This is a genomic window from Kitasatospora sp. NPDC032150 (genome assembly GCF_055579945.1).
Genome location: NZ_JBVIMH010000002.1, coordinates 22,852 through 39,649, shown reverse-complemented (window position 1 = coordinate 39,649; position 16,798 = coordinate 22,852). Strand labels below are relative to the sequence as shown.

The 16,798-nt window shown below is 72.8% G+C and carries 15 protein-coding genes and 1 pseudogene; 13 read left to right on the top strand and 3 right to left on the bottom strand.

The window, feature by feature from the left end; all coding sequences use genetic code 11:
• Positions 1–265: 265 nt before the first annotated feature.
• Positions 266–1,189, top strand: coding sequence for an SGNH/GDSL hydrolase family protein (locus ACZ5ON_RS02505; RefSeq protein WP_465584118.1), 924 nt, complete (start codon positions 266–268; stop codon positions 1,187–1,189).
• Between the two features lie 122 nt (positions 1,190–1,311).
• Here the strand turns inward: ACZ5ON_RS02505 and nicT are convergent, their stop codons facing one another.
• Positions 1,312–2,424 carry a Nickel transporter NicT gene (gene nicT, locus ACZ5ON_RS02500; protein ID WP_465584115.1) on the bottom strand — a complete coding sequence of 371 codons (1,113 nt, stop codon included), beginning with the start codon at positions 2,422–2,424 and terminating at the stop codon, positions 1,312–1,314.
• 283 nt (positions 2,425–2,707) lie between these two features.
• Here nicT and ACZ5ON_RS02495 point away from each other — a divergent pair, with 283 nt between their 5' ends.
• Together ACZ5ON_RS02495 and ACZ5ON_RS02490 are read left to right on the top strand one after the other, a co-directional pair.
• A complete protein-coding gene (locus tag ACZ5ON_RS02495; RefSeq protein ID WP_465584112.1) occupies positions 2,708–2,920 on the top strand; it encodes a hypothetical protein in 213 nt (70 codons plus the stop codon).
• A gap of 100 nt (positions 2,921–3,020) precedes the next feature.
• The gene (locus tag ACZ5ON_RS02490; RefSeq protein WP_465584109.1) at positions 3,021–5,051 is read left to right on the top strand and encodes a CocE/NonD family hydrolase; all 2,031 of its coding nucleotides are present in this window, start codon (positions 3,021–3,023) and stop codon (positions 5,049–5,051) included.
• A 12-nt stretch (positions 5,052–5,063) separates the two neighbouring features.
• Here ACZ5ON_RS02490 and ACZ5ON_RS02485 read toward each other — a convergent pair.
• A pseudogene (locus ACZ5ON_RS02485) lies at positions 5,064–5,504 on the bottom strand (DeoR/GlpR family DNA-binding transcription regulator); the annotation flags it as partial.
• 207 nt (positions 5,505–5,711) lie between these two features.
• Here ACZ5ON_RS02485 and ACZ5ON_RS02480 point away from each other — a divergent pair.
• Both ACZ5ON_RS02480 and ACZ5ON_RS02475 read left to right on the top strand, forming a co-directional pair.
• On the top strand, positions 5,712–6,653 hold the full coding sequence (locus tag ACZ5ON_RS02480; protein WP_465584102.1) for a hypothetical protein: 942 nt from the start codon (positions 5,712–5,714) through the stop codon (positions 6,651–6,653).
• Positions 6,654–6,865: 212 nt separating this feature from the next.
• Positions 6,866–7,606, top strand: a complete 741-nt coding sequence (locus tag ACZ5ON_RS02475) for a peptidylprolyl isomerase (protein WP_465584099.1) — start codon at positions 6,866–6,868, stop codon at positions 7,604–7,606.
• Between the two features lie 77 nt (positions 7,607–7,683).
• Here the strand turns inward: ACZ5ON_RS02475 and ACZ5ON_RS02470 are convergent, their stop codons facing one another.
• Positions 7,684–9,150 (bottom strand): DUF2079 domain-containing protein, encoded by a 1,467-nt coding sequence (locus tag ACZ5ON_RS02470; RefSeq protein ID WP_465584096.1) that lies wholly within the window; start codon positions 9,148–9,150, stop codon positions 7,684–7,686.
• A 288-nt stretch (positions 9,151–9,438) separates the two neighbouring features.
• On the opposite strand from ACZ5ON_RS02470, the gene ACZ5ON_RS02465 reads away from it, so the two are divergent.
• The 8 genes from ACZ5ON_RS02465 (at position 9,439) to ACZ5ON_RS02430 (ending at position 16,784) form a co-directional block, all read left to right on the top strand.
• Complete coding sequence (locus ACZ5ON_RS02465; protein ID WP_465584093.1) at positions 9,439–9,660, top strand: hypothetical protein; 222 nt, start codon at positions 9,439–9,441, stop codon at positions 9,658–9,660.
• The gene (locus tag ACZ5ON_RS02460) at positions 9,657–11,915 is read left to right on the top strand and encodes a heavy metal translocating P-type ATPase (protein WP_465584090.1); all 2,259 of its coding nucleotides are present in this window, start codon (positions 9,657–9,659) and stop codon (positions 11,913–11,915) included. The genes ACZ5ON_RS02465 and ACZ5ON_RS02460 overlap by 4 nt, the downstream gene beginning before the upstream one ends.
• Entirely contained in the window at positions 11,912–12,400 is a 489-nt protein-coding gene (locus ACZ5ON_RS02455) for a copper chaperone PCu(A)C (protein ID WP_465584087.1), read from the top strand. The genes ACZ5ON_RS02460 and ACZ5ON_RS02455 overlap by 4 nt, the downstream gene beginning before the upstream one ends.
• Positions 12,401–12,531: 131 nt before the next feature.
• The gene (locus tag ACZ5ON_RS02450) at positions 12,532–12,768 is read left to right on the top strand and encodes a GNAT family N-acetyltransferase (RefSeq protein WP_465584082.1); all 237 of its coding nucleotides are present in this window, start codon (positions 12,532–12,534) and stop codon (positions 12,766–12,768) included.
• Positions 12,769–12,946: 178 nt separating this feature from the next.
• Positions 12,947–13,891: an ATP-binding cassette domain-containing protein gene (locus ACZ5ON_RS02445; protein WP_465584078.1), complete on the top strand. Its 945-nt coding sequence runs from the start codon at positions 12,947–12,949 to the stop codon at positions 13,889–13,891.
• Positions 13,888–14,706, top strand: a complete 819-nt coding sequence (locus ACZ5ON_RS02440; RefSeq protein WP_465584075.1) for an ABC transporter permease — start codon at positions 13,888–13,890, stop codon at positions 14,704–14,706. The genes ACZ5ON_RS02445 and ACZ5ON_RS02440 overlap by 4 nt, the downstream gene beginning before the upstream one ends.
• Before the next feature lie 34 nt (positions 14,707–14,740).
• Positions 14,741–16,108 carry a sensor histidine kinase gene (locus ACZ5ON_RS02435; protein WP_465584072.1) on the top strand — a complete coding sequence of 456 codons (1,368 nt, stop codon included), beginning with the start codon at positions 14,741–14,743 and terminating at the stop codon, positions 16,106–16,108.
• Positions 16,109–16,115: 7 nt separating this feature from the next.
• Positions 16,116–16,784 carry a response regulator gene (locus tag ACZ5ON_RS02430; RefSeq protein ID WP_465584069.1) on the top strand — a complete coding sequence of 223 codons (669 nt, stop codon included), beginning with the start codon at positions 16,116–16,118 and terminating at the stop codon, positions 16,782–16,784.
• Positions 16,785–16,798: the final 14 nt, after the last annotated feature.

The following is a 16,798-nucleotide window of genomic DNA, read 5'->3' as shown; positions in this document are numbered from 1 at the left end:
TCCGATCCTGCGCCTTTGGCCGCCGCCGGTCAACCGGTCGGTAACAAGCGCTCGGCGCATTTCGCTCCACGGCGTATCCGAATTACCGATTCGCTCCACCGAGGAGCGTAATTCCGCGAATACCCCGCGGAGATTCCCGGATTTCTCCGGTCGAATATCTGGACAACCTGTTAACGCGTCAGTAACTTACTAAGCGGTAGCCGGAAACGTCCATGACAAGGCCGCCCCCACCCGACCGCCTGTTTCTCTCCCCCAGGAGGAACCCGTGCTCCGCCATGCCCTGAAGCGCACAACCGCCCTGGTCAGCGGCGTCCTCGCGGCCGCCGCGCTCACCGCGTTCGGTGCGCCGGCCGCCCACGCCTCCACGGGCCGCAACTACGTCGCACTCGGCGACTCCTATGCCGCCGGGGCCGGCGTGCCCGGCCAGTCGGCCGGACTCTGCCTGCGCTCCGACCACAACTACGGACATCTGGTCGCCGCCGCCCTCGGCACCTCCAGCTACACCGATGTGACCTGTGCGGCCGCCAAGATCAAGGCGATGACCTCACCCCAGTACGACCTCTTCATCCGGGTCAACGACCCGCAGCTGGACGCGGTGAAGGCCGACACCGACCTGGTCACCCTCGGCATCGGCGGAAACGACCTCGGCACCTCGGACATCGGCATCGGCGACGTCATCGCCACCTGCATCGCCGGCGCCGTGGTCAACCCGCTCGGCACCCCCTGCCACGACCACTACGCCCACGGCCACTGGGACTTCAGCACCTGGTCCTGGCAGTACGGCGAGGACACCCTGGTGGACCGCATCAACGCCGCCGCCCCGCAACTCGCGGACACCCTCCAGCGGATCCACGCCAAGGCCCCCAACGCCAAGGTCCTACTGGTCGGTTACCCGGCCGTCCTCCCCGACAACGAGCACGACTGCTTCGGCCGCCAGCCGGTCACCACCGGCGACGTCGCCTACCTGCGCTCCATCCTCGGCCGGCTCAACACCATGCTCGCCACCACCGCCGCCGCGGGCGGCGCCACCTACGTCGACACCCTCACCCCCACCAAGGGCCACGACGCCTGCTCCACGGACCGCTGGGTCGAGGGTGCCCTCCCCGGCTCCCCCGCCGTGCCCTTCCACCCGAACGTGACCGGCGAGCGGGTGATGGCCAGGGCGGTACTGGCGGCGCTGGGCCGCTGACCGGACGGCCGGCCCGCCCGGGCGCTGCTGACGCACAGCCGCGGACACACAGCCGCAGACACACCGCAGGGCCGCGATCGGGGCAACCCCGGTCGCGGCCCTGCGGTGTGCGGCTTCGGTTCCTACTCGCCGTCGCCGGCCACCGGGACGGCCTCGCGCATGCCGGCGGACCACTTCTGCTCGACCTTGCCGAGCTTCCAGAAGGCGAGTGCCCCGGCCCAGGTGACCACGAAGAGGCCGACGATCGCGTAGCCGACCAGATTGAGGTCGAGGGAGGCGATCCAGCCGATCGGGCCGGTGGTGATGTCGAACTTCTCACCGAGCAGGCCGATCAGTTCGATCAGGCCGATCACCAGGGCGACCAGAACGGACAGCCCGGTGACGGTGAGGTTGTAGTAGATCTTGCGGACCGGCTTGGAGAAGGCCCACTCGTAGGCGAAGTTCATGAACGAGCCGTCGATGGTGTCGAGCAGGCTCATGCCGGCCGCGAACAGGACCGGCAGCACCAGCAGCGCGTACCAGGGCAGCGAGAAGGCCGCCGCACCGCCGGCCAGGACCAGCAGCGAGACCTCGGTCGCGGTGTCGAAGCCGAGGCCGAAGAGCAGGCCGACCGGGTACATGTGCCAGGGCTTGGTGACGGCCCTGGTGACCCGGCCGAGGATGCGGTTCAGGAAGCCGCGCTTGTCGAGCTGCTTCTCCAGCTCGGCCTCGTCGAACTCGCCCTGCCGCATCCTGCGGAAGACCTTGAGGATGCCGTTGAACGCGCCGAGGTTGATCAGGCCGATCAGCAGCAGGAAGGTGCCGGAGACGCCGGTGCCGATCAGGCCGGTGACCTTGTGCAGGTTGGAGTCGTCGGACTCGACCTGGCCGGCCAGCGAGCGGATGCCGAAGGCGAGCAGGGCGCAGAGGCCGAAGACGATCGAGGAGTGCCCGAGCGAGAACCAGAAGCCGACCGAGAGCGGCCGCTTGCCCTGACCCATCAGCTTGCGGGTGGTGTTGTCGATGGCGGCGATGTGGTCGGCGTCGAAGGCGTGGCGCATGCCCAGGGTGTAGGCGGTCAGGCCCATCCCGGCGCCGAAGACCTGTCCGCCGACGTCGTAGTGCTTGGGCGCGATGACCGCGAGCAGGGTGAACCACCCGATGACATGGAGTGCGAGGACGAAGCCTCCCATACCGGCGAGGCGGATCCACTCGTCCCGGGTGAGCCGGTCACGGAGACGGCTTGGCGCAGACATGACGGGTCCTCTCCGAATGGCGGCACAGCTGAGCTGGGACATCCTTCCCCCTACCGATGCGTATTTGCAAGCCATGTGCAACTACAGGGCGCCCGCACGCAGCTCCCGCAAATTCCCCCGACGGCCACTCATTCGCGGATTCCCGTCCGCGGACAGTCGTCGACCGTACGGAGCTCCGCCACCTCCAGCCCCTTCAACCACCCCCTTCGGTGCGCGGAGACTCGGCCCCACCCGTGGGCATCGACATCCGGTGCTCCATCAACTCACTTGGTCAGGACGGACGATGACCAGCACCGGGGTCGGCGGCAACACCGGCGCACCCTTCGCCACCAGCCCGTTCGCCAGCATCGTGGTCGCGATCCGGGGCGACGGCCCGGCCGTCGACGACGGCACGGGCGAGAGCGGCGAGAAGGTCCACGACAGCTCGAACGGCCCGGCCGAGGCCAGCGCCACGCTCGCTCCGAACGTGACTGCCCGACCGGGCGGGGCGAGCTGACGGCCAACCATTCCCTGTCTCATTTGGGAGGAAGTGTCCATTATTGTCTGATTCGGTCGTCGATCAGGCACCGTGGACACTGACCACTCGGGAGCCCGCCATGCAGCACTCCGCCTCGTATCCGTACCCCACCGTCCGCGAGGACCGGCGCATCCCGCTCGCGGACGGCGTGGAACTGTTCGCCCGGATCTGGCGGCCGGTGACCGACGAGCCGGTGCCCGCACTGCTGGAGTACCTGCCGTACCGGCTCAGCGACCGGACCGCGCCGCGCGACACCCAGCGCCACCCGTGGTACGCCGGGCACGGCTACGCGAGCGTCCGGGTCGACATCCGGGGACACGGCAACTCGGGCGGGGTGCCCGGCGACCAGTACTGCGAGCAGGAGACCGCCGACGGCGTCGCCGTGGTGGAGTGGCTGGCCGCACAGCCCTGGTGCAGCGGCCGGGTGGGGCTGATCGGGATCGGCTGGGGCGGCAGCAACAGCCTGCAGATCGCGGCGCGGGCCCCCGAGGCGCTGGGGGCCGTGGTGACCGTCTGCTCCACCGACGACCGCTACCGCAACGACGTCCACTACCTCGGCGGCTCGCTGCTGGCGGTGGACATGCACTCCCGGTCGGCCGCGATGCTGGCCTTCAGCGCGCGCCCGCCGGACCCCCGGTACGTCGGGGACGACTGGCGCCGGATGTGGCTGGAGCGGCTGGCGGCGGTGGAGCCGCCCGTCCACCGCTGGCTGGGCCACCAGACCCGGGACGAGCAGTGGCGGCGCGGCAGCGTCCGGGAGGACTACGGCGCGATCAGGGCCGCAGTGCTGGCCGTGGGCGGCTGGGCCGACCCGTACCGGGACACCGTGCTGCGGCTGGTCGAGCACCTGGACGCGCCCGTCCGCGGGATCATCGGCCCGTGGCCGCACCAGTACCCCGACCGCGGCCAGCCGCCCGGCCCGGCGATCGGCTTCCTCCAGGAGACCCTGCGCTGGTGGGACCACTGGTTGAAGGACGTCGACACCGGCGTCCTGAAGGAGCCGGCGCTGCGCGGCTGGATGAACGAGTCCGTGCCGCCGGCCACGCGCTACGCCAACCGCCCCGGGCGGTGGGTGCGCGAGGAGTCCTGGCCCTCGCCGGACGTACGGGAGGTGCACTACGACCTGGACGAGGTGCTGCGGACGGCCGGAACACCGTCCGACGACCGCTTCGTCCATGTCCGCTCGCCGCAGCACACCGGGGTCGACGCCGGGCGGTTCGTCCCGTTCGGGCACGCCGCCGACCTGCCGCCCGACCAGCGCGCCGAGGACGGGCGCTCGGTCTGCTTCGACTCGCCGCCGCTGCCGGAACCGGTCGAGATCCTCGGCCGGGCCGGACTGCGGCTGCGGGTGCGGAGCGAGGGGCGGCGCGGGCAGGTGGTCGCCCGGCTCTGCGACGTGGCGCCGGACGGATCGTCCACGCTGGTCACCCGGGGAGCGCTCAACCTGACGGCCCGCCACGGTCCCGACCGCGTGGTGGAGTGGACCCCGGGTGCCGTCGAGGACGTGGAGTTCGAGCTGGCCGGGATCGCGCACGCGTTCCCGGCCGGGCACCGGATCAGGCTGGCGCTGTCCTCCGCGTACTGGCCGTGGGTGTGGCCGCAGCCGTGGGCCGGTGGCTTCGAACTGGACCCCGGGCACAGTGTGCTGGCACTGCCGGTGCGCCGAACGGCCGCCGACGCCGGCAAGGCGCCGATCGCCTTCGAGTCGCCCGAGCAGGCGGGCGGCCTGGGGGTGCACATCACCGAACCGCTGGTCGCCCGGCCCGAGCGCCAGGTGGTCCACGACGTCGCCACCGGGGAGTGGCGGCTGGAGGTCGACCCCGGCTACGGCGGCTCGCGCACCTATCCGGACGGGCTGGTCTACGACGAGCACGCGGTGGAGGCGTACCGGATCCTGAGCGACGACCCGCTCAGCGCCGAGACCCGCACGGACTGGACGATCCGTCTGGAGCGCCCCGACGTCGGGTGGGACGTCACCGTCCGCGCCCGCTCCCAGATCACCTGCGACGCGACGCACTTCATCGCGCACAGCCATCTGAGTGCGCTGGAGGGCGGCTCGGTCGTCTTCGAACGCGACTGGGAGCAGCGGATCCCGCGCACGGCCTCGTAGGCCCGCGGCTCGAACCGCTCGTACCGTCACACCTGCCGCGCGGAGGGCGGCCGTCTCCTCCTCCGGGGCCGCCTCGTCGGTGATCACGGCATGCAGGGCGGCCGCCGGGGTGACGTGGGCGAGCACGGTGCGGGAGAACTCGGCGGCGTCCGCGACGGCGACGACCCGGCGGGCCGAGGCGCTCGCGGCCCGCTTGACGGCGGCGTCGGCCAGGTCGTAGGCGGTCAGGCCGTTCGCCGTGCTCAGCCCGCAGCAGCCGATGGCGGCGGTGTCGAAGCGCAGCGCGGCCAGCGAGGCCTCGGCCGGCGGACCGGTCAGGCCGAGCTCGCCCGGGCGCGGTTCCCCGCCGGGCAGCAGCAACTTCAGCCGGGGTGCGCCGACCAGCGCGTTGACGGCGTGCAGGGACAGCGGCATGACGGTCAGCCGACGCTCGCGCAGGACGCGGGCCACCTGCTGCCCCACTGGCCGGCTCCGGCTCCGCACATCACCCGCACGGTGCTCAACAGCGGTACGACAGAAGACCTTTGGCATAGAAGCAGCAAAATCTTCGCGCAGTGTCATCCCAACCTATGGACGGAGGGGGACCCAGCTGATTGGGTGTCGGCGCTCGGAACGCACGCAGTTCGCCCCTCCCCCACCCCCACACCCGGGAGCAGACGCATGCGCATTCGCCCGCTCAAGGCCGCCGCCCACACCCTGGCCGCAGCGGCCCTGGCCGCGCTCGGCACCACCTCGCTCGCCGCCGCCACCGCCGAGGCGCAACCCGCCCCGGCCGCCGCCCACCACGGCGTCAAGCCGCTGGTCCGCGGCACCGCGCAGCAGCAGCGCGCCTCCACCGACACCCTGAAGGTCGGCTCCAGCGCCAGCCAGGGCGTGGTCTCCCCCAACCCCAAGGTCTACCTGGTCTTCTGGGGCTCGCAGTGGTCCTCGGACCCGGCCGGGGTGGCCACCGACATGCAGAAGCTGTTCAAGGGCCTCTACGGCACCCAGGACACCTGGGGCACCATCCTCGACCAGTACTGCGAGGGTGTCGCCAAGGGCACCGCCACCTGCGGCAGCAAGGGGATCCACGTCAACCACCCGAGCTCCTCGCCGCTGGGCGGGGTCTGGTTCGACAACTCGGCCGCGGCGCCGGGCAGTGCGACCACCGCGCAGATCGCCGCCGAGGCCGGCAAGGCCGCCGCGCACTTCGGCAACACCACCCAGACGCCCAACCTCAACGCCCAGTACGTGGTGCTCTCCCCCACCGGCACCCACCCGGACGGCTTCCCCGGCTCGGGTTTCTGCGCCTGGCACGACTACACCACCACCAGCTACGGCAAGCTCGCCTACACCAACCTGCCGTACATCCCGGACAGCGGCGCCGGCGCCTGCACCACCTTCACCGACGGCCGTCTGCTCTCCGGCATCGAGTCGACCGAGACCCATGAGTACGCCGAGACCGTCACCGACTTCTGGCCCAGCATCGGTTGGAACGGCGGCGGCGGCGAGATCGGCGACGCCTGCGTGCAGCTCGACGCCTACGTCACCCTGAGCACCGGCACCTTCGACCTCCAGGGCCTGTGGTCCAACAGCGCCGACAAGTGCGTGACGCACGGCTGACACCGGATCGCGGCGGACTCCCCCGTGCCCGAGGCCGGAGGAGTCCGCCGTCCTCGGGCACCCGGCGGCCCGGAACACCGCCAAGCCCCGCCCAACCGGGCCGATTTGCACACCATTTCGGCGAACGGCCCGTCGGCCCGCTGATTCACGAGTGCCTGGATACGCTCCCGTTGTCGCGTGACCCACCGCCACTCACCAACATCGGGGCCCGAATGTCCGACAGCGATCGGCAACAGAATCCGCGAACCACCACCGTGGGACGGCGACGGGCGGCCAGGGCGGCGGCGACCGCGCTCGCGGCCGTCACGGCCTGCACCGCACTCGCCTGGGGCGCCGTCCTGCTGACCGGCGAGAACGCCGGCGCCAGGCCGCCGGCCCCGCCACCGCCGGACTGCACCTACACCCGTACCGGGACCGGAAAGTCCGCGCTCCCCTCCTTCGACTCCGCGGCCGCGGCCCGGCCGTACACGGCGACGCTGGTCACCAATCTGGGGACCGTCACCATCGAGGCCCTGACCAGCCGCGCGCCGTGCGCCACCAACTCCTTCGCCTTCCTCGCCCGGAAGGGCTACTTCGACGGCAGCAGGTGCCATCGGCTGACCACCAAGGGGATCTTCGTCCTGGACTGCGGGGATCCCACCGGGGAGGGCGCGGCCGATCCGGGGTACTTCTTCCGCGACGAGAACCTGGCCGGCGCCTCGTACCCGGCCGGCACGGTGGCGATGTCCAAGGTGGTCCCGGGCCGGAACGGCAGCCAGTTCTTCATCAGTTACGCCGACCCCGAGCTCCGGATGCCGCCCGAGTGGACCCCGTTCGGGAAGGTCACGAGCGGCCTGGACGTCCTGAAGGAGATCGCCAGGAACGGGACGGCGGACGGCTCGACCGACGGGAAGCCGAAGAATCCCGTCGTCATCAAGTCGGTGACGGTGCGACAGAGGACTGACGGGCGGTAGCGGTACGCCGCGCGGACAGACGAGTGGGGTGCCGGTCGGGCTCGACCGGCACCCCACTCGTCTGCTCCGCCCTCCGCTCAGTCCGGGCGGTTGAGCAGGACGAAACCGTCCTGCTCGGCGACGGTGCGGTAGCCGTGCGAGAGGGCCCGGCCCAGGGCGGCCTGCTCGTCCGGGATGCTCAGCGGCCACCGCTTGTTCATCGGCATCCGGGTGTCCACCATGATCCACTGGGGGTTGGGGCGGCTCGCGGCCCAGCCGAAGAGGCTGACGCTGGTGCGGTTGGTGAGCTGGGGCACCAGGAAGGTGGAGGCCTGCACCGTGGCTCCGTCAGGGATGCGGTCCATCAGGCTGTGCGCCGTGGCGACCCGGGGATCGGGCCGCCAGGTGGCCGACTGGACCAGCTGCCAGAACGGGAACTGCGGCAGGAGCAGGCAGGTGACCGCGGCGGAGCCCGCGAGGTAGCGGCGCACACTGGCCGGGTGCGAGCTGCGCCGGTTCAGCGCGTCGACGAAGGCCGCGAAGACGATCGGCATCAGCACCAGCGAGTAGTGGAAACCGGTGCCCCAGTGCGGGGACAGCCCCGAGGCGAACCGCCAGAGCATGGTCGGCAGGGCGGTCCACAGCAGCGGGGAGCGCAGCGCCAGGAACAGGGTCGGGGCCAGCACCAGCAGCAGGGTCATGACCTTGGTGTCCGGGGTGATCATTCCGATCGTGCCCTGGAACAGCAGATCCATCGGCCCGCCCCTGCCTCCGCCCGGGCTGTTCGGCAGGAACCAGTGGGCCATCACGCCGTCCGGGCTGAGGGCGGACAGCACGGCCAGCCCCAGCACCGTTCCGATCAGACCGGCCATGACGGTGCCGAACCCGAGCCGGCGTCCACCGCGCCGCGCGACCAACACGCCGATCACCGCCACCGTGACCCCGAGGTCCTCCTTCACCACCAGCAGCGGCAGTGCCCACCACACCGCGGCGCGCAGCCGGCCGCTGCCGAGCGCGGACAGCGAGCAGGCGAGGAGCGGGACGGCGAAGGCCACCTCGTGGAAGTCGTAGCCGACTCCGCTCGCAATCCCCCACGAGAGCCCGTAGCAGACGCCGACGACCGCGGCGGCCCGCGAGCCGAGCGCCCGCCGGGCCCAGCAGGTCAGCGGGAGGACGCTGAAGGCGATCAGCGCCGCCTGCGCCACCAGCAGGGCCATCGCCGACGGCCACAACCGGTACAGGGGTGCCAGCAGGGCCAGCACCGGGGAGAAGTGGTCCCCGAGGACGGGGAAGCCCGGCGCCTTCAGCTCGGAGACGGGCAGGTGGCCCTCCGCGTAGGAGCGCACGGCCTGTTCGAAGACTCCCAGGTCATAGCTGTTGGAGAGGATCCGCTGATGGATGCGCAGGGACAGCAGCATGTAGACGAAGAACAGCGCTGCGGCCAGGGTCCAGATCCACCAGGTGAGTTGGGTGCGGCTCTCGGCGGACGGGTCCGGTACGGGCCGTTGCTCGCGAGTCGTTTGCTGCGGTAGCGACGTGATGCCGTCGGTGGGGGGTGCCTGCATGGCTGCGCCTTCCGGGAACTGCGGCTTTTCCCCTCAAGATGCCAGCAAGCAGGGGCACATGACTCGGCGTCATTTTCCGTGTGGCCAGAATCCTCCTAATGGCCGCGCGGCCGCCGCACAAGTCATATGACCGCGCATCGCGGCCGTTCCGCTCCGAGCACCACCGCGTCCGGGCCCACAGCTCTGCACCCCCACCGCTGCCGCCGCGGCCCTGCCGCCGTTCCCGCCCCTTGCGCCCCGGCCGTACCACCCGGGAACTCGCGCGCCCGGCGGTCCGACTGGTGTGGTGTGGAAGCAACCGAACCGGGCACCCGCCCATCCGTCGTCCTGCTGGGCTTCGCCCTGCTCCTCCTCGTCGTCTTCCTGGGCGCCTTCGCGGCGGGCCGGGCAGCCGGCCCGGTCGCACCCGGCCTGGCACCGGGCGGCAGCGGCCCGGCCGACCCGGGTGACCGGATGCCCGGCATGGGCGGGCACGGCATGGGCGGGCACGACACGGGGGCGGGCCGATGAGCGCCCCCACCAAGGCCGGTGAGGTCACCACCACGGACCTGGCCGTCGGCGGGATGACCTGCGCGGCGTGCGTCTCCCGGGTGGAGAAGCGGCTGGCCCGCATCGCGGGCGTGAGTGCGGGCGTCAACCTGGCCACCGGCCGGGCCAGGGTGGTGCACCCGGTCGAGGTCGGCGCGGCCGAGCTGGTCGCGGCGGTCGAGCGCGCCGGTTACACCGCCGAACCGGTCCTGGACCGCGCCGCCACCGCCGCCGACTGGGCCGAACCCGCCGAGGACCGGCCGCGGCTGGTGGTGACGGCCGTCCTGGCGGCCGTGGTCATCGTGCTGTCGATGGTGCCCTCGCTCCAGTTCCGGGCCTGGCAGTGGGTCTGCTTCGCGCTTGCGCTGCCGGTGGTCGGCTGGGGCTCGTACGGCTTCCACCGCCGCGCCTGGCAGGGGCTGCGGCACGCCACCGCCACCATGGACACCCTGGTGAGCCTGGGCGTTCTGGCCGCCTTCGGCTGGTCCGCGTACGCGCTGTTCCTGGGCGGGGCGGGCGAGCCCGGCATGCGGATGCCCCTCTCGCTGACCGCCGCCGGCGGCGGTGCGGCACACGTCTATCTGGAGGCCGCGGTCGGCGTCCCGGCGTTCGTGCTGTGCGGACGGATGCTGGAGGGCCGGGTGCGGCGGCGCAGCGCCTCCGCGCTCCGGGCGCTCGCCGAGCTGGGGGCGAAGGAGGTCTGCGTCCGCCAGGAGGGGGCCGAGCGGCTGATCCCGGTCGAACAGCTGCTGCCGGGGCAGGAGTTCGTGGTCCGTCCTGGTGAGAAGGTGGCCACCGACGGGGTGGTGGTGGAGGGCACCTCGGCGCTCGATCTGAGCCTGCTGACCGGGGAGAGCGTCCCGGTGGAGGTCGGCCCCGGCGACCGGGTGGCCGGCGGCACCGTGAACGCCGGCGGCTCGCTGCTGGTACGCGCCACCGCGGTCGGCGCGGACACCCGGCTCGCCCGGATCACCGCGCTGGTGGCCGACGCCCAGAGCGGCAAGGCGCGCGCCCAGCGGCTGGCGGACGCCGTCGCCGGCGTGTTCGTCCCCTGTGTGCTGGCGGTCGCCGTGTGCGTGCTGGGCTTCTGGCTGGGGGCGGGCGCCGATCCGCAGGCGGCGGTCACCGCGGCGGTGGCGGTGCTGGTGGTCGCCTGCCCGTGCGCGCTCGGCCTCGCCACCCCGACCGCGCTGCTCGCGGCCACCGGACGCGGCGCCGAACTCGGCGTCCTGGTCCGGGGTCCCGAGGTGCTGGAGAGCCTGCGCCGGATCGACACCGTGGTGCTGGACAAGACCGGCACCCTGACCAGCGGGCACATGGAGCTCGCCGAAACGGTCACCGCCCCGGGCGAGTCGGCCGACGAGGTGCTGCTGCTGGCCGGCGCCGTCGAACACCACTCCGAGCATCCGATCGGCCGCGCCGTCGCGGCGGCGGCCCGCCGGCGGTGCGGGTCCGAGCTGCCGAGGACCACCGGCTTCGCGGCCACCCCGGGTGACGGCGTCCACGGCACGGCCTGTGGCCGGAGCGTGCGGATCCGGCGGCCCGGCGACCCCTCGGCCCTTCCGCCGGCCCTGCGGGACGCGCTGAACCGGGCCGAGTCCGACGGCCGGACCGCGGTGGTGGTGGAGCTGGACGGCCGCACGGCGGCGGTCCTGCTGGTCGGCGACCGGCTGCGGCCGGGCAGCTACCGGGCGGTGCACCGGCTGCGCGGGCTGGGTCTGGAGACCGTACTGCTGACCGGCGACCGTCCGGGCGCGGCCCGCGCCGTCGCCGGGCAGCTGGGGATCACCGAGGTGCACGCCGACGCCTCGCCGGAGCGCAAGGCCGAGGTGGTAGCCGGACTTCGCGCGGCGGGTCGGGTGGTGGCGGTGGTCGGCGACGGCGTCAACGACGCGGTCGCACTGGCCTCGGCGGACCTCGGCATCGCGCTCGACTCCGGCACCGACGCGGCGATCGGCGCGGCGGGGCTGACCCTGATGCGCGGCGACATCGAGGCGGTGGTCGACGCGGTGCGCCTGGCGCGGCGCACCCTGGCCACCATCCGGGTCAACCTGCTCTGGGCCTTCGGCTACAACGCCGTCCTGCTGCCGCTGGCGGCGGTCGGCCTGCTCAACCCGATGCTCGCCGCCCTCGCGATGTCGGCCAGCTCGCTCCTGGTGGTCGGCAACAGTCTGCGGCTGCGCACCTGGCGGCCTGCCCCCGGCCGCACCGGCGCGACCGCCCGGAGGCCACGGTGAAACGGGCCGCACTCCCGCCGCTGACGGCGGCCGCCGCGTGCCTGGTCCTGCTGTCCGGCTGGACGGCGTTCGGCGGCGCCGGCCGGGCCCGGCCGGTCCTGGCCGAGGGGACGGGCTGGATCCTGGTCCCGGCCGGCGCGGGACCGGCCTCCGCCTTCCTCACCGTCCGCAACCCCGGTGACGTGCCCGACGAACTGACCGGCGTCAGCTGGGACCGGTCCGGCCGGCTCGCGCTGAAGGAGCACCGGATGCTCGGCGCCACCGGCAGCTGGTCCTACTCGCCGACCGTTACCGTCCCGGCCAGGGGCGAGCTGGCGATGTCACCGGACGGCGCGGACATCCTGATATCCGACCCGCCCGCGCTGCGCGCCGGGCAGTGGGCGGAGTTCACGCTCCGCTTCCGCCGCAGCCCCGAACTGCGGGTCCGCGCCCGGGCCGTCGGGGCAGGCGAACTCTCCGCCGTGCTCGGGCGGCCGGCCGGCTGACCGCGACCCCGGGCCGGTCGCGGCCCCGGCCGGTCCGGGAACGGCCGGTCCGGGAACGGCCGGTCCGGGAACGGCCGGTCCCAGGCGTACATCCACTTCGTCGGAGTGCATCCGCGCACCGGGGCCAGGGGGTGGCCCGGGGGCTCTACACCCGGTTCTGCGCGGGCGCCCTCGCGGCGGGGCGCCACCAGGTACGCGCCGTCACCTCGCCGGCCGACCTCGGCTCGATCGCGTTCCACCGGGCGATGGGTTTCACCCCGGACCCGGGCGAGGCGGAGATCGGCGGCATCCCGGCGCAGCCCGACCACGACGGCCTCGGCCAGGCCCGGGTGGCCTTCCGGCTGGTGCTGGACCAGGGCCTCCGGTAGCCCGGCCGCCCACGGGTGGCCGCGTCCGTTCGGGCGGCCATCCGTCTTGAGATGTAGTCGGGCTGCATCGCGCGTCGCACCGGCGCCCGGGGTGAATCGTCCTGGCGCCGCTCGTCCCGGCCGATCCCGGAAAATAGCGTTGGACTGCCCCGACAGTCCCTCCCCCGAGGACCACACCATGATCGAAGCCGTCGGCCTGAGCAAGCGCTACGGCCCCAAAACCGCCGTCCACGACCTGAGCTTCACCGTCCGCCCCGGTGCCGTCACCGGCTTCCTCGGCCCCAACGGCGCCGGGAAGTCCACCACCATGCGGATGCTGCTCGGCCTGGACACGCCGAGCTCCGGCCACGCCACGCTGAACGGCCGGCGGTACGCCGACCACGCCGCCCCGCTGCACGAGGTCGGCGCGATGCTGGAGGCCCGCGCGGTGCACACCGGCCGCAGCGCCTTCAACCACCTGCTCGCCCTCGCCGCCACCCACGGCATCCCGCGCCGCCGGGTGGAGGAGGTGGTCGACCTGGTCGGTCTGCGCCAGGTCGCCCGCAAGCGGGCCGGCGGCTTCTCGCTGGGCATGGGGCAGCGCCTGGGCATCGCCTCCGCACTGCTCGGCGACCCTGCCACGCTGATCCTCGACGAGCCGGTCAACGGGCTCGACCCCGAGGGCATCCTGTGGATCCGCAACCTGCTCAAGTCCCTTGCCGCCGAAGGCCGTACGGTGCTCGTCTCCTCGCACCTGATGAGCGAGATGGCGCTCACCGCCGAGCACCTGATCGTGATCGGCCGGGGCCGGCTGATCGCCGACACCTCGGTCGAGGAGTTCACCCGCCAGGCGTCCAGCGGCAAGGTGCACGTCCGCACCCCGGACGCGGAGCACCTGGGCAAGCTGCTGCGCGACCTCCCGGACGTCGAGGTGGCGGCCGAGCAGGGCACGGAGGTGCTGGAGGTCTCCGGTGCCGACAGCGAGCGGATCGGCCGGCTGGCCGCCGAGCACGGCCTGGTCCTGTTCGAGCTGACCCCGCAGCAGGCCTCGCTGGAGGAGGCGTTCATGGAGCTGACCAGGGACGCCGTCGAGTACGAGGCCACCGTCACCACCACCGCGCCGGCCCAGGAGGTCGCAGCATGAGCACCGCCACCGTGACGTCGACCAGGGCCGGCGACGGCCGGGTCACCCTGCCCCGGGTGATCCACTCCGAGTGGATCAAGTTCCGTTCGCTGCGCTCCAGTTACATCACCCTCGCGGTGAGCGTGGCGCTCACCGTCGGCTTCGGCGCACTGTTCTGCTGGGCCACCATGAGCCGCTGGGACCACCTCCCGGCCGAGGAGCGGGTCCACTTCACCCCGGTCGAGCACAGCCTGCGCGGCTACTTCATGGCCCAGATGGCGATCGGCGTGCTCGGTGTCCTGGTGGTCACCGGTGAGTACTCCACCGGCATGATCCGCGCCTCGCTGACCGCCGTGCCCAAGCGGCTGCCGGTGCTGTGGGCCAAGACCGCCGTGTTCGGCGCGATCACCTGGGTGGTCGCCACCGTCTCCTGCGTGATCGCGTTCTTCGTCGGCCAGACCATCCTGGCCGGCAAGCACCTGGACACCACGCTCTCCGCGCCCGGCGTCACCCGGGTCGTCCTCGGCATGGGCCTCTACCTGACGGCGGTCGGCCTGCTCGCCATCGGGATCGGCACCCTGATCCGCAACACGGCCGGTGGCATCGCCGCCGTCTTCGGCACCCTGCTGGTCCTGCCGCTGCTGGCCGAGGCCCTGCCCAGCTCCTGGCAGGACGACATCGTCCCGTACCTGCCCGGCAACGCCGGCCAGGCCCTCGCCACCCTGCACCAGGGCCCGCACGACCTGGCCCCGTGGACGGGCTTCGGGGTGATGTGCCTCTACGTCCTGGCGTCCCTGGTCGGCGCCGCCGTCGTGCTCAAGCGGCGCGACGCGTGACGGCCCGTGCCGCCGGCTGGGAGAGAATGGCCCGGTGACCGGCCTCGACCAGACCTCCGCAGCCCCCGGGGCGCGCCGCACCGGCGCGCCCCGGGGGCTCGCCGGGTTCGGGGGGCTCGTCGCCCGGCTGCGGGGGCAGCTCGGGCAGCTGCGGGTGCGGATCCTCACCGAGCGCTACCCCACCCTGGTCGACTTCGGCTGTGCCCTCGCCCTGCTGCTGGTCACCTCGGCGCCCCAGCACCGCTACCTCTCCGCGCACTCGTGGCTGTGGGCCCTGCAGATCGGCCTGATCCTGCCGCTGACCTTCCGCCGCCGGGTGCCGTTCGCGGTCTTCGGGGTCACCGCGGCCGTCGCCTTCGTGCAGTGGCTCACCGCCTGGGGCATGCCCGCCGACATCGCCGTGCTGTTCGCGCTCTACACCGTCGGCGCCCACTGCAGGCGCCGGCGCACCATGATCGCGTACCTGGTCGCCGAGCTCGGCGTGGTGCTGGCCGTACTGCGCTGGACACCGATCACCGAACACGGCGGCAGCCCGCTCGCCACCTCGGTCAAGGTCTTCGTCATGCTCTCCGGCACCGTCACCGCGGCAGCGGTGCTCGGTCTCAACCTCCGGGCCCGGCGCGCCCAGCTGGCCGCCCTGCGGCAGCGCGCCCACGACCTGGAGCGGCAGCGCGACCAGCAAGCGGCGCTCGCGGTGGCCGAGGAGCGCTCCCGGATCGCCCGGGAGATGCACGACATCGTCACCCACAACCTGTCCGTGATGGTCGCCCTGGCCGACGGCGCGGTCTACGCCAACGCCCACGCGCCCGAGAAGGCCACCGCCGCGATGCGGCAGTCCGCCGAAACCGGCCGCCGCGCCCTCACCGACATGCGGCGCTTCCTCGGTGTGCTGCGCTCCGACGAACCCGACGCGCTGCGCCACCCGCAGCCCGGCATCGCCCAGCTCACCGCGCTGGTCGAGCAGGTCAGGGCGGCCGGGCTGCGTACCGGACTCCACCTGGAGGGCGACCACTCGGCCGTCTCGGCCGGCGCCCAGCTCACCGTCTACCGGCTGGTCCAGGAGTCACTGACCAACACCCTCAAGCACACCGCCCCCGGCGCCACCGCCCGGGTCCGGGTGGCCTGCGGCCCGTCCACCGTCACGGTCGAGGTCTGCGACAACGGGTTCCCCAAACCCCACCAGGGCCACACCAGTCCGACCGGCCACACCGGCCAGGGGCTCACCGGTATGCGTTCCCGCGCGGCCTCGTACGGCGGCGAGCTCGTCGCAGGCCCGCTGCCCGGCGGCGGCTGGCGGGTGGCCACCACCCTGGTGCTGGACGACACCGGACTGGACTCCGACGGTGCCGCACCGGATTTCGACGGCCCCGCGCCGGACACCGTCCCCGACGACAGGAGCTGAACACCCGATGACCATCCGAGTCCTGCTGGTCGATGACCAGCCCCTGATGCGGGTCGCCTTCTCACTGGTGCTCGGCTCCCAGCCGGACATGGCGGTGGCCGGGGAGGCCGAGGACGGCGCCGAGGCGGTCCGCCTGGTCGCCGAGGGCCAGGTGGACGTGGTGCTGATGGACGTCCGGATGCCCGGGATGGACGGCATCGAGGCCACCAGCCGGATCGTCGCGGCCAACCCCGACACCAAGGTCCTCATCCTCACCACCTTCGACCTGGACGAGTACGCCTTCGCCGGGCTGCGCGCCGGTGCCTCCGGCTTCCTGCTCAAGAACGCCCAGCCGGACGAGCTGCTCGCGGCGATCCGCTCCGTCGCAGCCGGGGACGCGGTGGTCGCCCCCCGCATCACCCGCCGCCTGCTCGACACCTTCGCGTCCCAACTGCCCACCGACGGTGGCAGCCGGGCCCGCGCCGACGAGGCGGTCGAGGCCCTCACCGCCAGGGAGCGCAGCGTCCTGGTCCTGCTCGCCCGGGGCCTGTCCAACGCCGAGATCGCCGCCGAGCTCAACCTCGCCGAGGCCACCGTGAAGACCCACGTCAGCCGGATCCTGCTCAAGCTCGGCCTGCGCGACCGTGTCCAGGCCGTGGTCTTCGCCTACGAGAACCGCCTGGTCCTCCCCTCCTGACCGGCTACGACTCC

What these genes read in the sequence shown, in the direction of transcription:
- ACZ5ON_RS02460 (WP_465584090.1), top strand. Translation starts at nt 9,657, where the DNA reads ATGAGCGCCCCCACCAAGGCCGGTGAGGTCACCACCACGGACCTGGCC.
- ACZ5ON_RS02430 (WP_465584069.1), top strand. Translation starts at nt 16,116, where the DNA reads ATGACCATCCGAGTCCTGCTGGTCGATGACCAGCCCCTGATGCGGGTC.
- ACZ5ON_RS02445 (WP_465584078.1), top strand. Translation starts at nt 12,947, where the DNA reads ATGATCGAAGCCGTCGGCCTGAGCAAGCGCTACGGCCCCAAAACCGCC.
- ACZ5ON_RS02490 (WP_465584109.1), top strand. Translation starts at nt 3,021, where the DNA reads ATGCAGCACTCCGCCTCGTATCCGTACCCCACCGTCCGCGAGGACCGG.
- ACZ5ON_RS02440 (WP_465584075.1), top strand. Translation starts at nt 13,888, where the DNA reads ATGAGCACCGCCACCGTGACGTCGACCAGGGCCGGCGACGGCCGGGTC.
- ACZ5ON_RS02495 (WP_465584112.1), top strand. Translation starts at nt 2,708, where the DNA reads ATGACCAGCACCGGGGTCGGCGGCAACACCGGCGCACCCTTCGCCACC.
- ACZ5ON_RS02475 (WP_465584099.1), top strand. Translation starts at nt 6,866, where the DNA reads ATGTCCGACAGCGATCGGCAACAGAATCCGCGAACCACCACCGTGGGA.
- ACZ5ON_RS02470 (WP_465584096.1), bottom strand. Translation starts at nt 9,150, where the DNA reads ATGCAGGCACCCCCCACCGACGGCATCACGTCGCTACCGCAGCAAACG.
- ACZ5ON_RS02480 (WP_465584102.1), top strand. Translation starts at nt 5,712, where the DNA reads ATGCGCATTCGCCCGCTCAAGGCCGCCGCCCACACCCTGGCCGCAGCG.
- nicT (WP_465584115.1), bottom strand. Translation starts at nt 2,424, where the DNA reads ATGTCTGCGCCAAGCCGTCTCCGTGACCGGCTCACCCGGGACGAGTGG.